The organism is Streptoverticillium olivoreticuli subsp. olivoreticuli, from assembly GCF_003391135.1.
GTDB lineage: Bacteria > Actinomycetota > Actinomycetes > Streptomycetales > Streptomycetaceae > Streptomyces > Streptomyces blastmyceticus.
Map to the genome: position 1 here is coordinate 1,102,795 of NZ_CP031455.1, position 12,904 is coordinate 1,115,698.

13 protein-coding genes are annotated in these 12,904 nt (G+C 72.2%); 8 read left to right on the forward strand and 5 right to left on the reverse strand.

Translation table 11 applies throughout. From position 1 onward, the window contains the following. Positions 1-131: 131 nt before the first annotated feature. From DXZ73_RS04775 to DXZ73_RS04795, 5 genes are all read left to right on the forward strand, one after another. The gene (locus tag DXZ73_RS04775; protein ID WP_116209774.1) at positions 132-911 is read left to right on the forward strand and encodes an SDR family oxidoreductase; all 780 of its coding nucleotides are present in this window, start codon (positions 132-134) and stop codon (positions 909-911) included. Positions 912-1,096: 185 nt separating this feature from the next. Then, positions 1,097-1,840 (forward strand): SDR family NAD(P)-dependent oxidoreductase, encoded by a 744-nt coding sequence (locus DXZ73_RS04780; protein WP_116209775.1) that lies wholly within the window; start codon positions 1,097-1,099, stop codon positions 1,838-1,840. A gap of 98 nt (positions 1,841-1,938) precedes the next feature. Beyond that, positions 1,939-3,090, forward strand: a complete 1,152-nt coding sequence (locus DXZ73_RS04785) for a Gfo/Idh/MocA family protein (protein ID WP_116209776.1) — start codon at positions 1,939-1,941, stop codon at positions 3,088-3,090. 199 nt (positions 3,091-3,289) lie between these two features. Continuing rightward, a complete protein-coding gene (locus tag DXZ73_RS37900; protein WP_162890040.1) occupies positions 3,290-3,598 on the forward strand; it encodes an acyl carrier protein in 309 nt (102 codons plus the stop codon). Beyond that, positions 3,595-4,821 (forward strand): beta-ketoacyl-[acyl-carrier-protein] synthase family protein, encoded by a 1,227-nt coding sequence (locus DXZ73_RS04795; protein ID WP_116209778.1) that lies wholly within the window; start codon positions 3,595-3,597, stop codon positions 4,819-4,821. Before DXZ73_RS37900 ends, DXZ73_RS04795 begins: the two co-directional genes overlap by 4 nt. A 13-nt stretch (positions 4,822-4,834) precedes the next feature. Here DXZ73_RS04795 and DXZ73_RS04800 read toward each other — a convergent pair whose 3' ends face one another. The 3 genes from DXZ73_RS04800 to DXZ73_RS04810 form a co-directional block, all read right to left on the reverse strand. Beyond that, positions 4,835-5,611 (reverse strand): SDR family NAD(P)-dependent oxidoreductase, encoded by a 777-nt coding sequence (locus tag DXZ73_RS04800; protein ID WP_205519106.1) that lies wholly within the window; start codon positions 5,609-5,611, stop codon positions 4,835-4,837. 31 nt (positions 5,612-5,642) lie between these two features. Beyond that, entirely contained in the window at positions 5,643-6,923 is a 1,281-nt protein-coding gene (locus DXZ73_RS04805) for an aminotransferase class I/II-fold pyridoxal phosphate-dependent enzyme (protein ID WP_116209780.1), read from the reverse strand. Between the two features lie 68 nt (positions 6,924-6,991). Beyond that, positions 6,992-7,207: a hypothetical protein gene (locus DXZ73_RS04810; protein ID WP_116209781.1), complete on the reverse strand. Its 216-nt coding sequence runs from the start codon at positions 7,205-7,207 to the stop codon at positions 6,992-6,994. Between the two features lie 251 nt (positions 7,208-7,458). On the opposite strand from DXZ73_RS04810, the gene DXZ73_RS04815 reads away from it, so the two are divergent. Next, on the forward strand, positions 7,459-8,847 hold the full coding sequence (locus DXZ73_RS04815) for a cytochrome P450 (RefSeq protein ID WP_162890041.1): 1,389 nt from the start codon (positions 7,459-7,461) through the stop codon (positions 8,845-8,847). Here DXZ73_RS04815 and DXZ73_RS04820 read toward each other — a convergent pair. Both DXZ73_RS04820 and DXZ73_RS04825 read right to left on the reverse strand, forming a co-directional pair. Continuing rightward, on the reverse strand, positions 8,825-9,688 hold the full coding sequence (locus tag DXZ73_RS04820) for an alpha/beta fold hydrolase (protein WP_205519107.1): 864 nt from the start codon (positions 9,686-9,688) through the stop codon (positions 8,825-8,827). The genes DXZ73_RS04815 and DXZ73_RS04820 overlap by 23 nt on opposite strands. 79 nt (positions 9,689-9,767) lie before the next feature. Next, on the reverse strand, positions 9,768-10,928 hold the full coding sequence (locus tag DXZ73_RS04825; protein WP_116209783.1) for a GDSL-type esterase/lipase family protein: 1,161 nt from the start codon (positions 10,926-10,928) through the stop codon (positions 9,768-9,770). Between the two features lie 540 nt (positions 10,929-11,468). Between DXZ73_RS04825 and DXZ73_RS04830 the strand changes: the two genes are divergently transcribed. Both DXZ73_RS04830 and DXZ73_RS04835 read left to right on the forward strand, forming a co-directional pair. Next, a complete protein-coding gene (locus tag DXZ73_RS04830; protein WP_116209784.1) occupies positions 11,469-12,338 on the forward strand; it encodes a phosphotransferase enzyme family protein in 870 nt (289 codons plus the stop codon). Beyond that, complete coding sequence (locus DXZ73_RS04835; RefSeq protein ID WP_116209785.1) at positions 12,332-12,823, forward strand: NUDIX domain-containing protein; 492 nt, start codon at positions 12,332-12,334, stop codon at positions 12,821-12,823. Before DXZ73_RS04830 ends, DXZ73_RS04835 begins: the two co-directional genes overlap by 7 nt. Positions 12,824-12,904 lie beyond the last annotated feature (81 nt).

The following is a 12,904-nucleotide window of genomic DNA, read 5'->3' on the forward strand; positions in this document are numbered from 1 at the left end:
CGGCCGTCTTTCCAGACGGCCGGCCCGTGGCGTACACCGCTCTTCCGCACCGTGAACCCTCATGTCACATCCCGGAGTCCCCTCCCGTCCTTCACTGTGACAGTGGAACCAGACCCGGAGGTACGAGAGCAATGGACAGGCCGATTCTGGTAACCGGCGGCACCGGCACCCTCGGCCGCGCCGTCGTGGCGCGGCTCCTCGCCGACGACGTGACGGTACGCGTGATGAGCCGCCGACCGCGGCGGGCGGACGACGGCCGGCCGTGCGAGTGGGCGGTCTGCGACCTCGCCGACGGCTCCGGCCTCGACGCCGCCCTGACGGATGTGCGGGCAGTGGTGCACTGCGCGACCAACGCGCGCAACGACGTGGCGACGACCCGGCGGCTGACCGAGGCCGCGCGGCGCTCCGGAGGCCCGCACCTCCTCTACATCTCGATCGTCGGTATCGACGAGGTACCGCTCCCCTACTACCGGTCGAAGCTGGAGGCGGAGCGGATCGTCCGGGAATCGGGGCTGCCGTGGACCGTCCTGCGCACCACGCAGTTCCACGACCTCGTGGCGACCCTGACCACCGTGCAGCGTCGGCTGCCGCTGGTGCTGACACCAAGTGGCGTGCGTTTTCAGTCCGTCGAGGTGACGGAGGTCGCCGACCGCATGGCGGAGCTGGCCCAGGGCGCACCGGCGGGACGCGTGCCCGACATGGCGGGACCCGAGGTACGGGACGCCCGCGACCTCGCGAACGCCACGCTCCGTGCGGCGGGCCTGCGCCGGCGCCTCGTGCCGGTACGGCTGCCGGGCAGGATCGGCCGGAGCCTGCGCGCGGGAGCCAACCTCGCCCCGGACCGGGCCGTGGGCACGGGGACGTTCGAGGAGTACCTGGCCGCCCGTGCGCGGGCGGGCCGCCGGTTGTGAGCGGCCGGCACCGTAATCGGACGGCCGGTGATCCGACGATGGTGCGGCGCCCCGGGACGGAGTAGCCGGGGGTGCCGGATCCCGTGGCGGGACGGACAGTGGAGGGCAGGAGTCAGGGGCCGGCGCGTCGTGGCCGACCTGCCCGTCGGGCGTGCGCCGCTCCGGCCGATCGAAAGGGGCGTGCCATGTCCGCGGAGCGTGCGAACCCCGACCCGCGTCCCCGGACCGCCCTGGTCACCGGGGCCACGTCCGGCATCGGCCGGGCGGTCGCCAAACGGCTGGCCGCCGACGGGATTTCCGTCGTGCTGTCCGGCCGCGACGCCCGGCGCGGCGCCGAGGCCGTCGAGGAGATCACCACGGTTGGCGGCCACGCCCGGTTCGTCGCGGCGGACCTGGCGGACCCGGCCGGCGTCGACCGGCTCGCCGCGGCGGCCGGCGAGATCGACATCCTGGTCAACAACGCCGGGCACGCCGTCTGGGCACCCACCGAGGAGATGGAGATCTCCGACTACGACGCGATGTTCGCCGGCAACGTCCGCGCACCGTTCTTCCTCGTGGCCGCCCTCGCCCCGGCGATGGCGGCGAAGGGATCGGGCAGCGTGATCAACATCGGCAGCATGGCCGGCACCCTCGGACTGGCCAACGCCGCCGCGTACGGCGCGACCAAGGCCGCGCTGGCATCCCTGACGCGGAGCTGGACGGCCGAGTACAGCGGCCGTGGCGTCCGCTTCAACACCGTCGCCCCCGGCCCGGTCTACACCCGGCCCGAGGCCCGCGACCTGTTCGACGCGATCGCCGGGACCACTGCGATGAAGCGCGCGGCCGACCCCGCGGAGATCGCCGAAGTCGTCGCCTTCCTCGCCTCGCCGAAGGCCGGGTACATCACCGGCGCGACCGTCGCCGTCGACGGCGGCCGCACCGCCATTTGACCCCGGCCTCGCGTGTGGAATGCGCAGGGCCGCCGTACGCCTGGGACCATGTCCTGCACGGCTGTTGAGCGTTGACGGGAGAGCCAGGGGGTGCACATATGACGTCCGTTTCCCCTCGTCAGGGACCGATTCGCGTCGGTGTCGCAGGTCTGAGCGCGAGCGGCGGGTGGGCGGCCACCGCCCATGTGCCGGCGCTGGCCGGGCTCGACGGATACGAGCTGCGGGCGCTCAGCGCCAGCAGCGACAAGTCGGCGCGCGCGGCAGGCGAGAAGTACGCGGTGCCGCTGACCTTCGGCAGCGCGGAGGAGCTGGCCCGCAGCGAGGAAGTCGATCTCGTGGTCGTGACGGTGAGGGTTCCGCAGCACCTGGAGCTCATCCGGCCCGCGCTCGAAGCGGGGAAGACGGTGTTCAGCGAGTGGCCGCTGGGTGCCGACCTCGCGCAGGCCGAGGTGCTGGCGAACCTCGCGCATCGCAGGGGGGTGCTGACGGCCGTGGGCCTGCAGGCCCGGTCGGCTCCGCCGCTGCGGTATCTGCGGGACCTGGTCACCGGGGGCTATGTCGGGCGGGTGCTGTCGACCAGCATGCTCGGGTCGGGCGGCTATTGGGGCGCCACGTACGACGACGGCCATACGTACCTGCTGGACGCCACGAGCGGCGCCACGCTGCTGTCGATCCCCTTCGGGCACTCGGTCGACGCGCTGGCCATGGTGCTCGGGGAGTTCCGCGAGGTGGCGGCCCTCATGGAGAACCTGCGTCCCGAGGTCACCCACGTCACGAGCGGGGCGGTCGCGGCCAAGAGCACCGAGGACCAGATCGCCGTCACCGGTCTGCTCGCATCGGGGGCCGTGGCCGCTGTGCACTTCCGTGGCGGCGCGTCCCGCGCCACCGGGTTCCACTGGGAGATCAACGGCACGGACGGTGATCTCGTCGTCAAGGCCGACCAGCCTCAGTGGTGGTGGGGGCGGCTGCGGTTGTACGGTGCCCGGGGCGACGGCGTCCTGGCCGAACTTCCGGTTCCCGCCCGCTACCAGCGGTCGCTGACGCAATGGACCGGGCGATCCGCCGAGCCCGCCTACGGCATCGCCCACCAGTACGCGCTTCTGCGCGACCAGATCACCGGGAGCCTTGCACCGGACACGGACGGCGTTCCCGACTTCCGGCACGCGGTCCGGCGGCACGGCATGCTGGAGAAGGTCCGAGAGGCGGCACGGACCGGCCGGAAGGTCACACTCGCGGAGCACGGCTCGTAGGAGCGCGCCCTGCATGGTGAGGGGAGTTGTCCGCTCCAGGATCTGTCCGCCGCAGCGCACGCCTGCGCATCAGTGGGTTGCCCTGTCACACCCGGGCGGGGGCTCCGCCCCGGCTGCGCGCCTCTGCGCTCTTTCACCCCCGTGGTCGACAGGGGATGGTCGGGAGAAGCATTTGCCGGTACTGAGCGAGGATGCCTCTGTGATCTCATTCCCCGTCCTGGCCCGCCTGTTGTCGGAACACTTCGGTTTCGAGGAGTCGGAGCTGCGCCCGGAGGCCACATTCGAGGAGCTGGAGATGGATTCCCTCGCTCTGGTGGAGGTCGCGGTGATCGTCGAGGACAGGCTCGGTGTACGGCTGCCCGACGATGCCGGTGGGCTGGGGCTGTCGACCACGCTGGCCGAGGCCGTGGAGTACCTGGAGCGGGCCGGGCGCCCCGTCGCCCTGTCGCCGTCCGCACCGGACGTCGGCGAGCGGGCGGGCGACGCCGGCTCGCGGAGCGGGAGTTGAGCCGGACGCAGGTGGCCGTCACCGGACTCGGGCTGACGACCCCGGCCGGGCTGGGCGTGGAGGCGGGGTGGCAGGCCCTCTGCGCGGGCGTGTCGACGGCGACCGCCGACCCGCGGCTCGCCGGGATGCCCGTGACGTTCTCCTGCCGGGTCCCGGACGGCGCCCTGGAGGCCGTGGTGGGGCGCCGGCTGGGCTGGCGCCTCGACCGGTTCGTCCAGCTGGCGCTGGTGACCTCGCGGGAAGCCGTGCAGGACGCGGGGCTCGATCCGACCGCGTGGGAGGGAAGCAGGGTCGGAGTCGTCATAGGCGTCGGCACCGGCAGTCACGACACTTGCACACAGGCCTACGCGCACCTCGCGCAGCGCCGCTACCAGGCGATCTCCCCCACCGCGCTCCCACGGTCGTTGCCGAACATGGCAGCAGGCGAAGTCGGCATCGACTTGCGGGCGTCGGGGCCCAACTTCTGCGTGAGCACCGCCTGCGCGTCCGGCGCGACGGCGATCGGGCTGGCCAAGTCACTCCTGGAGTCGGGGATCTGCGACATCGTGGTCGCCGGTGGCAGCGAATCGGCGCCGACCTCGCCGATGGCCGCGGTGGCGTTCTGGCGCATGGGCGCCCTGTCCGTCCGCAACGACGATCCCGCGACGGCGTCGCGTCCCTTCGACGCCGATCGCGACGGGTTCGTCCTGGGTGAAGGCGCGGGGATAGTGGTCCTGGAGCGGCTGGAGCACGCGCGGGCGCGCGGCGCGCGCGTCCACGCCCTGCTCGCCGGTTACGGCGCCTCGGCCGACGCCTACCACTCGACGAGGCTGCACCCGGACGGCGAGGGTGCCGCGCGGGCGGTGCGCGCCGCCCTGGCGGACGCGTGTCTGGCGCCCCGGGACATCGGGCACGTCAACGCGCATGCGACGGCCACGCGGCTCAACGACCTGGCCGAGGCCCGTATGCTGCGCCGGGTGTTCGGCACTCCGCCCGCGGTGACCGCGACCAAGGGCGCCCTGGGGCACGCCATCGGCGGGGCGGGCGCCATCGAGGCCGTGTGTTGTGCCCTTGCAGTGCAGCGGGAGTTGATCCATCCCACCGCCAATCTGGACCGGATGGATCCGGAGATCGATCTGGACGTGGTCCACGGGGGGCCGCGGCCGTGCCGTCTCGAGGCCGTGGCCAGTTTCTCCTACGGGTTCGGCGGCCAGAACGCCTGCCTGGTGTTCGCCCGGCCGTGACGGCGCGCCCGGTTCACCGGGGCGCCGCCTCCCAGGCGAAGGGCCTGATGAGGGCGCGAGGCAGGTGGCGCAGCCCCCAGGCGGCGGCTTTGTACCGCAGGCTGGGGACGCTGAGGACGGCACCGCGCCGGAGGTGCCGCAGGGCCGTACGGGCCACGTAGTCGGCGTCCAGCCACAGCCACGCCGGTGGCCAGGCCGTGCCGATACCGGCGCGCTGGTGGAACTCGGTGCGGGTGTATCCGGGGAGCAGCGCCATCAGCCGTACCCCCGACTCCCGGACCTGGCGCGAACGGGCCAGCGACTCGGTGAAGTTGACCGTCCACGCCTTGCTGGCGGGGTAGGTGGAGGCGAGCCAGGCGGGTCCCAGTCCTGCCACGCTCGCCACGTTGACGACGGCTCCGGAGCGGCGCGGGATCATCGCGCCGAGGGCGGCGTGGGTCAGACGCAGCGTCGCGCGCACATTGACGTCGAGGAGGTACTCCTCATCCGCGACGGTGTTCGCGGGGAAGGACGAGGCGTAGCCCATACCGGCGTTGTTGACGAGCAGGTCGACCGGCGCTCCCCGGTCGGCGAGCCGTGCCGCGACCGCGGCGCAGCCCATGGCCGAGGCCAGGTCGGCGGGGAGGATGTCCACGTGTGCGGCGCCCGCGGCGCGCAACTGCCGGGCGGTCTCCTCCAGGTCCTTCCGGGTCCGGGCGACGAGGACGAGGGCGGCTCCTTCCCTTGCCAGGGCCCGGGCGAGGGCCTTGCCGAGGCCCGCGGTCGCGCCGGTGACGAGGGCGGTGGCCACGGTTCCTCCAGGGCGGTACGGCGCGGGCGGTTCAGGGCAGCAGGTGGCGGATCCCCGCGACCCAGGTCTCGGCGGACCCCTCGGCGCCGGGGAGCCGGAGGTGGCTGGTGTGCGAGGCGGCGAGATCATTTTCCGGTAGGTCGAGGGCGGCCAGCGGCTCGCGGATGTCCGCGAACGCCGTTGTGACCGCGTCGAGTTGTTCCTCGGTGTGCGAGGCGCAGAAGCTCGCGCGCAGACAGGCGGGCGCGGCCGGGGGCATGACCGCGTTGACGTGCACGCCGCGGTCCAGCAGCAGCTTCCAGGCGACGGCCGTGCGCAGTTCGTCACCGACGTCGACGGGGACGAGAGGGGTGTCGCCGGGCGGCACCCGGTATCCGAGTGCGGAGAGCGCGCGCCGCATACGACGGGCGTTGTCGAGGGCGGTCCGGCCGCGCCAGGGTTCGTCGCCCACGATGCGCAGGGCCTGCAGGGCGGCGGCGGTGTTGGCCGGGCTGGCCCCGGCCGAGAAGACCAGGGGACGGGCGTAGTGGCGCAGATACTCGATGACGGCCCTGTCGCCGAGGACGGCACCGCCGATGGAGGCGAACGCCTTGGAGAAGGTCAGGGAGATGACCGGTACGTCGTCGGTGAGTCCGTATTGCGCGCAGGTGCCGTGCCCTTCGGCGAGCACTCCGGCACCGTGGGCATCGTCGACGACCAGGGTGGCGCCGTGCTCGTGGCAGACGCGGACCAGGTCGGGCAGGGGACACAGGTCGCCGCGCATGCTGTAGACGCCGTCGACGACGACCATGCGGCCGCCGTTGCCCGGCAGGGCCTTCAGCCCTGCGGCGAGCCGGTCCGTGCCGTTGTGAGGGAACCAGTGGACCTTGGCGCGGCTGAGCCGGGCGGCGTCGACGAGGGAGGCGTGGGCCTCCTGGTCGACGAGCACGTGGTCGCCGGTCCGGCACAGCCCGGCGACGGCGCCGAGACCCGCCTGATAGCCGGTGGCGAAGACCAGGGCGGCGGGCTTGCCGAAGAACTGGGCGAGTTCGTCCTCCAGTTGCTCGTGCAGATCGAGGTTGCCGTTGAGCAGCCGGGAGCCCGAGGAACCCGTGCCGTACCGGCGGGCCGCCTCGGCGGCGGCCTCGGTGACGCGCGGGTCGGCGGCGAGCCCGAGGTAGTCCCCGGAGCCGCAGACGATGACATCCCGGCCGCCCACCGTGCGGGCGGCGCCCGGGCCCCGGCCGGAGAACGCGGAGTAGAACGGGTACAGGCCGAGACTCTTGGCCTGGCGGGAGCGGGTGAAGGACGCACATCTGCCGACGATGTCCATGACTCGCCTCTCCAGCCTTCTCGAAGGTCTTCGACGGTCTCCGACGGTTCGACAGGTGCGGAGCGGGCTCAGCGGGGCCTGCGGGAACGGCGCTCGGCCTGCCAGTCCCGGACCTGGGCGGCGTGCATGCCCTTGCCCAAAGACCCCTTGGGAACGGGCCCGCCCCGGAGGGCCAGGTACCAGATGTACGGGTTCCACCAATGGATCCACTTGTTGGGGTTGACGGCGAAGGCGACGACGGACGCCAGCCGGTCGGCAAGGGATTCACGGTGGGTCGGTGCCAACGTGCGTCCTCGCTTCCGGGCCTGGATGCGCGCACGGAGGGCGCTGCTCCGGCACATCCTCACGGTCCCATCCAGGACCGGGCCGCACCAGGGCGCTCGGGGGCGGACGACGGGAGCGGTGTCCGGGGGACGGACGCCCCCTGAGGGCACGGGCGATACACCGGCGCCTCCACCATGCGGTTTCCGGCGGGGAGGCCGGGGACATACGGCCATATAGGCACGCTCCCAAGGGCGTTCAGGAGGACAGGGCCGTGAAGAGCACTCGCTGTCGCCTGCCTCCGGGCCCTGCGGCACCGACTCCCGTCCAGTCGGTGCGCTTCCTGCGGGACCCCTACGCGATGCTGGCCGCACAACACACCCGCTTCGGCGACGCCTTCACCCTGCGTCTTGCCGGCATGGGCGCCCTCGTCATGGTGAGCGACCCCGAGGGGATCCGGAACATCGTCGCCGCTCCCCCGGACGTGCTGGCCGCGGGCCGGGCCCGGGGGATACTCGACGTGATCTACGGGACCCGCTCGCTGCTGACCCGGGACGGCGACGAACAGGCATGGCAACGACGCTTCCTCATGCCGCTGTTCCACCGTTCCCACGTCACCCACGGGCAACGGCTGGCGCTGGAGGCGACGCGTGAGGCCATGGCGACCTGGCCGACCGACCGGCCCTTTCCTCTCGTGCCCCGCCTGATGTCGATCACCACCGACGTCCTCACGCAGAAGTTCCTCAAGGCCGACCGGGATGAATCACTGCACGTCAAGGAACTCCTGCACGCGTTCATCGACGCCGCCCACCGGCCGCTGACCTTCCACCTGCCACAGCTCCCGTCCAAGGTTGCCGTGGGGCCCTGGCGGCGGTACGGCCGCGCCCGCGACCGGCTGGACACGTGTCTGCGAGAGCTCTGCGCCACACGCCGCGCGTTCCCCTGCACGACGGACGGCGACCTCGTGACCGCGCTGCTCCGGGCGGACAGGCCCAACGGCGCGCCGCTGGACGACGACACCCTTCGCGACATCCTCGTGGTGGTGCTCGGCAGCGGTGCGGAGACCGTTACTTACAGCCTGGCGTGGGTCATGGAAGCCGTCCTGGCCCACCGGGAGACGGCCGACCGCGCCCGGGCCGAGCTGCGCGACGTGACCGAAGGCTGCCCTCTCGGCGTGGACCATCTGCCGCGGCTCCCCTACCTCACGGCGGCCGTCACCGAGGCACTGCGCCTCTACCCGATCAACCCGATCGTGCCCCGCCGCGTGCTCGGGCCCGGATTCGCCGTCGCAGGCTTCTCCCTGCCCGCCGGTGTGCACGTCGCCGTCAACGGCTTCGGTGCCCATCGCCGGGCGGTGGCGTATCCCGACCCCTGCCGCTTCCGTCCCGAACGGTGGCTGGACAAAAGGCCGGCCCCCTACACCTGGGTCCCCTTCGGCGGCGGCGCACGCAAGTGCATTGCCGCTTATTTCGCCCTGAACGAGCTCCAGGCCATTGCGGCGAGCCTCCTGCTCGCGGAAGACCTGAGCCTGGTCACTCCTGCGGTCGGCCCCGGCCGGCTCCTCGGCGACATGGTCGTCCCCTCGGAGGGGACGGTCGTGACCTTCACATCCCGAAACCGCCTCGGCGGAAGTGGCCGCTTCACACCGCGATCGCGGCGCTGATGGCCGCCGCGAAGCGGTCCGGATACTCCAGTGGCGCGAAGTGCCCGGCGCCGTCGACGAAGTCGAGGGTGACATCGTGGAAGAAGTCGTCCAGCCGGTCCGACCAGCTCCTGGGGAAGAGCGGGTCGTGCTCGGGCCACAGCACGGTCGTCGGGACGGTGATCCGGTCCTCACGGGCGGGTGGCGTCTCGCCCAGCGCGCTCGCGACGGCACCGGCGCCCGCCCGGTACCACCCGATGGAGGCCGTGAACGCGCCCGGAGGGCCGTAGACGGAAACGAGGTGGTCGAGGGCATCGGCGTCGGGAGTGAACGACGGACCCGACCAGTGGGACCAGAAATGGCGCAGATAGTCGCGCAGCGCCTCGGGGTGGCCGTCGAGCAGGTTCTCGGCCAGCGCCAGCTGATGGAACGACTGGTACCAGAACTCCCGCTGCGCCTGCGGATCGAGGATCCGCCCGCCGATCCCGGGGAGCGGCGGCGTCACGACCAGCGCACGTACCAGTTCCGGGTGATCCCGTGCCACGGCCTGCGCGATGCGGCTGCCGATGTCGTAGCCCGCGATCACGGGCCGGGCCAGGCCCAGCTCCCGGATGAGCCCGGCCACGCTGCGGGCCTGGGCGGCGGCGCCGTACTGCTCCGAGGGATCGGCGGCATGCTTGTCGGATTCGCCGAATCCCCGAAGGTCCGGAACGACGACATCGCGCTTCCCGCCGAGCAGCGGCACGACGTCGCGGTAGTCCGTACGATCGCCCGGCCAGCCGTGCAGCAGGACGACCGCGTCTCCCGAACCCGAGCGGTCATAGCCGATCCGAAAACCATCCACCGGTGCGCTGATGGGCACAACTGCCTCCGACTTGAATCGATCGCGAAAGCCAACCTACAACTCGCCTCGCCACTCGGCAGTGTGAAGTAGAAGAGGCTCAGTGGCTCTTGACAGCGAACGGTCCGCTCTCGCCGAAGACCTGCTCGGCGAAGTGCTCGCCCATGCGGCGGTGACCGGCGGAGTCCGGGTGGAGCCGGTCGGGCAGGGGCAGTTCGGCGAAGTCCGCTTCGCCGTAGAGCGCGCGGCCGTCGAGATAGTGCAGGTTCGGGTCGTCGGCGGCTCGCTGGGCGGTGATGCGGGAGAGCTCGTTCCGGATGATGGTGAGCGTCAGCCGCGAGCGGTCCGACGGGTCGCCGACGGCCCGGAAGCTCAGCTTCGAAGCGGTGAAGTCCGGGGCGAGAGGGCCCGGGGTGTCCTCTTGGATGGGGCAGAGGATGGGGGACACGACCAGCAGCGGCGTGGTGGGGTGCCCCTCGCGGATGGTGTCGAGGAAGCCGTGGACCGCCGGGGAGAAGCCGCGCACGCGCATCAGGTCGGTGTTGACCAGGTTGATGCCGATCTTGAGGCTGATCAGGTCCGCGGGGGTGTCACGCATGGTGCGCGCGACGAACGGGTCGAGCAGGGCGTTGCCGCCCAGCCCCAGGTTGATCAGTTCCACGCCGCCCCGGGCGGCGGCCAGCGCCGGCCAGGTCGAGGTCGGGCTGTCGGCATTGGAGCCGTGGCTGATCGAACTGCCGTGGTGCAGCCACACCCTGCGGCCGCGGTCCGGCGCGGCCTCCACCGGGGCGTCGGTGCGCAGGGCGATCAGTTCGACGACCTCCCTGTGCGGCAGCCAGATCTCGACGTCCTTCTCGTCGGCCGACAGCTCGGTGAACCGGACGGTGCCTGCCGGGCCGGGACGGGTGGCCATGGACTGGGTGGTCATGTCGATGGTGTTGACGTTGCCGCCCGCCACGCTGGTTTGGCCGACGGAACGGCCGTCGACGAGCAGGTCGTACACGCCGTCGGGAGGGGTCGGGGCACCCTGGTAGACCGTCTTCGTGGCCAGCACGTCCAGCTCGACGGCGGTGGCCCGGGTGCGGAAGGCCAGCCGTACACCGGAGGGCTGGGCCTCGACCATGGCCAGGTTCCCGTCGGGGAACTGCTTGCGGGCCCAGGCGGGCAGCCGGTGCGGCAGCACGCCGCGCGCGGTGCGTTCCACGTCGAGGGCGCCGCGCAGGATGCGCGGTTCGATGGGCGTGGTGATCCAGTCGGTCACGTCGGTCCTTACGGGGTGGCAGTGCGGGAGACCCGCGGCCGGGAAGCACTCGCCTCCGGCCACCCGGCCATGTCGACGGGGCCACGCCACCCTATCGACGGCCCGATACGTCCCACGGCCGGGCAGGGGAGAAGCCGCACCTGCCGGCTCCTCCCCTGCCCGGTGATGCGAGTGGATGCGCGAGTGGCACCTGGGCAAGCAATCCCCCTTACGAGTGAGCCACCCCCTCAGGGGTGATCGAACGGGACACGGCCACGCCGCTCCCCAAGCACGCCTTGGACCATCACCAAAAATCGAACCTTCACGCGCCAGTTCGCCCATCCATCCCCGTGACGGGTCGCTGATCAGCACCGTTCCTCCAGACATCCACGCGCGACCACGACCTGTCGGAGGAATCATGAATCCCGTCCCCATCCCCGCCACCCCTCGGATCGCGTTCGAAAACCTCCCTGCCGACCGGCCGGAGGGCGGCGATGCTGTGGTTGACGGTTTCTTCGTCCGCGCATTCGACCCGTCCAGTCCGGCGCCGAGGTGGGGGGCATGACCGGTCGTCACGACATCCCCGCCGAGCCCCGCGCGTGGGCCGAGCGACTCCTCGGTCCGCTCCTCTGCGCACGCGACGCCTCTCGCGCCCGGCCGGGCTCCCGGCTCTGGGAGCTCGCCCGGTCCGATGGCGCCCGGTTCTTCCTCAAGCTCTCGCCCAGTGCCGTGTCCTTCACCCGGGAGACCTTCGCCTACCGGCACGCCGTGCCCGCGCTCGGAGGCGGGCACGCGCCGCAGTTGGTGGAGAGCGACGCCGGACTTCTCGCCCTGCTGCTGACGGCGCTGCCGGGCGCCCCCGTCCCACGCCTGCGGCTGACGTCGGCCGAGCACCGCACGGCGCACCGGCGGGCCGGTGCCCTCCTGGCCCGCCTCCACGAGGTGGACCAGTGGACCAGCGAGACGTACGCCGAGGCCAAGGCCTCCCTCAGAACGGCCGCGGACGGTGCCGAGCGGTACCTCGGGCGAGGCGGCCTGTTGTCCGCGCAGGAGCAGAAGCTCGTCCGTGACAGTGCGGAGGAACTGCGGCTGGCCGGGCCCGTGCCGCTCGGGTTCGTCCACGGAGACGCCCGGCCCCAGAACCTCCTGTGGTCCGGTCGGCACACTGCGCTGATCGATTTCGAACGCTCCCGATTCGCGGCCGCGGTACAGGACTTCACCGCCATGACGTGCGGCACCTGGGCCGAACACCCCGACCGGCGGGCGGCCTTCTTCACCGGCTACGGGCGCCAACTCACCACCGAGGAACGGCGCATGCTGCGGTGCCTGGCCGCCGTCGACGCCACGAGCCGCCTGGCGTCGGGACCGCCCGGCGCCGCACGCGGCCGCCGCACCCTCGAGCGGCTGGCGAGCGGAGAGTTCACATGCTGACCGGCCACGGCCACGGCCGCGGCCCGGGCGCGGTGAATGTGATCGTGCTGCTCCAGCGGTGGAACGACGGCCGTGTCCTGGCCGTGCGCCGCGACGCGTCCTGCGCGCACGCGCCCGGTCTGCTCACGGCCGTGGGCGGGCACTTGGGCGACGGTGAATTCGCCGACCAGGCGACGCTGCGCAAGGCGTACGAGGAGGTGGGCGTCCGGGTCTCCCCGGCGGATCTCGAGTTCTGCCAGCTCGTGCACTACCTGGCCCCGTGCGGGCGGCGGCGGATCGGCATGGCGTTCACCGCGCGGCGCTGGGAGGGCGAGCCGTACAACCGCGAGCCCACCCACACGGGCCTGTTCTGGGTGGACCCCGGCAACCCGCCGCCCGACTGCCACTCCTATACCCGGACCGTGCTGACGCACTTCGTCGCCGGATCCCTCTACGCGAACATCACCGCGCCCACCCGCCCCGGTGCGGCCACCGACCTGGCCTGACGTTCCATCCGATCACACTCCTGGAGGCCGCCATGCATGACCCGTACGAATCCGCCTCGCCACGACCGGCTCCCGACCGAG

Excerpts from the sequence above, each read along its gene's own strand:
- DXZ73_RS04775 (WP_116209774.1), top strand. The coding sequence starts at position 132 with ATGGACAGGCCGATTCTGGTAACCGGCGGCACCGGCACCCTCGGCCGC.
- DXZ73_RS04780 (WP_116209775.1), top strand. The coding sequence starts at position 1,097 with ATGTCCGCGGAGCGTGCGAACCCCGACCCGCGTCCCCGGACCGCCCTG.
- DXZ73_RS04785 (WP_116209776.1), top strand. The coding sequence starts at position 1,939 with ATGACGTCCGTTTCCCCTCGTCAGGGACCGATTCGCGTCGGTGTCGCA.
- DXZ73_RS04805 (WP_116209780.1), bottom strand. The coding sequence starts at position 6,923 with ATGGACATCGTCGGCAGATGTGCGTCCTTCACCCGCTCCCGCCAGGCC.
- DXZ73_RS04830 (WP_116209784.1), top strand. The coding sequence starts at position 11,469 with ATGACCGGTCGTCACGACATCCCCGCCGAGCCCCGCGCGTGGGCCGAG.
- DXZ73_RS04835 (WP_116209785.1), top strand. The coding sequence starts at position 12,332 with ATGCTGACCGGCCACGGCCACGGCCGCGGCCCGGGCGCGGTGAATGTG.